Here is a 1,696-nt window from a genome sequence, read left to right on the forward strand (position 1 = left end):
TGTCTGACGTGATGTTCGTTGCGACATCGAACTCGTACAACATACCGCCAGCGTTGCTGGACCGGATGGAAGTCATCCGCCTGTCGGGTTATACCGAAGATGAAAAAACCAGCATTGCGCAACGCTATCTGTTGCCTAAGCAGATCAAGAACAATGGTCTGAAGGAAGACGAGATCAGCGTGGCGGAATCGGCGATACGCGACATCATCCGTTACTACACGCGTGAAGCCGGCGTGCGTTCGCTGGAACGTGAAATCTCGAAAATCTGCCGCAAGGTTGTGAAGATGTTGCTGCTCAAAAAGCAGGACAAGAAAGTCACGATCTCATCGAAGAACATCGACAAGTTCCTCGGTGTGCGCCAATTCGATTTCGGCGTCGCCGAAAAAGAAAACCAGATAGGTCAGGTGGTGGGCTTGGCATGGACCGAAGTGGGTGGCGATTTGCTGACGATAGAAGCGATGACGATGCCAGGCAAGGGCAATATCATACGTACCGGTACGCTGGGCGATGTGATGAAGGAATCGATCGAGGCAGCTCGCACGGTGGTGCGCAGCCGCGCGAAAAAACTCGGCATCAAAGCCGATATTTTCGAAAAGAGCGATATCCATATTCACGTCCCTGAAGGTGCGACGCCGAAAGATGGGCCTTCGGCCGGTGTAGCCATGACCTTGGCGATGGTGTCGGTATTCACCGGGATTCCGGTGCGCGCCGATGTCGCGATGACGGGCGAGATCACGTTGCGTGGCGAAGTACTACCTATCGGGGGCTTGAAAGAGAAACTGCTGGCGGCACATCGCGGCGGTATCAAGACCGTATTGATACCGGAGCAAAACGTGAAGGATCTGGCCGAGATTCCCGATAATGTGAAAAACAAGCTGGAAATCGTGCCTATACGCTGGATAGACAAGGTGCTTGAAATCGCACTGGAGCGTGCCCCAGTGGCATTGACGGATGAAGAAGCATCTGTGGCGGAAGCGGCTGTGGCGAAAGCACCAGGCGCGCCAGCTGACCCCAGCGTCGTCAAGCATTGATATTGCATGTCTTTAAAAAAGCGCTCTTCGGAGCGCTTTTTTTTTGCAGATGACGATGGAATCGTTCTGTGGCGGCAAAATACAAATGAAAACGTATCTTTTCAGAGGGAAGTGCGCCGCAAAGCGCTTGACACAAGGCTTTGCGGCTTGTTTAATACCTGCTGCAGATTTTTCTGCGTCCCGCAGTGTCGCCTTACCGATCTGAGTCGGTGCGACCTTGCGGCATTCAACCTTTGTGAGGGGACGTAAGTGAATAAAACAGAATTGATTGAACACATTGCTGGTACCGCCGACATTTCCAAAGCTGCTGCTGCGCGCGCGCTTGATGCAGTGATCGGTGCGGTCAAGACCACATTGAAGAAAAATGGCACGGTTACCCTGGTTGGTTTCGGTACATTTTCCGTCGGCAAGCGTGCTGCACGTACCGGCCGTAATCCACGTACTGGCGAAGCGATCAAGATCAAGGCTGCAAAAGTGCCTAAATTCAAACCAGGCAAGGCTTTGAAAGACGCAGTTAATTAATCATTGCTGAACGCAATTTGCTGGTGCAAATTGCGTCAACATGCTGTAAAATAATTCTTTTGCGGCGTGGTGACAACGCTGTATGTTTGGCTGAATTAAGCAAGTGCGGGCAATATGCGCAGTCGGGTGCTTAGCTCAGTTGG

2 protein-coding genes are annotated in these 1,696 nt (G+C 52.1%); both read left to right on the forward strand.

Going from position 1 to position 1,696, the window contains the following annotated elements:
• The coding region (locus tag Q7T06_RS07040) for a S16 family serine protease (protein ID WP_304782521.1) at positions 1-1,031 on the forward strand (1,031 nt) is incomplete at its 5' end.
• A 249-nt stretch (positions 1,032-1,280) separates the two neighbouring features.
• Positions 1,281-1,553 (forward strand): HU family DNA-binding protein, encoded by a 273-nt coding sequence (locus tag Q7T06_RS07045; RefSeq protein ID WP_304782524.1) that lies wholly within the window; start codon positions 1,281-1,283, stop codon positions 1,551-1,553.
• Positions 1,554-1,696: the final 143 nt, after the last annotated feature.

Origin of the sequence: Herminiimonas sp. (genome assembly GCF_030645555.1) — a bacterium.
GTDB lineage: Bacteria > Pseudomonadota > Gammaproteobacteria > Burkholderiales > Burkholderiaceae_D > Oxalicibacterium.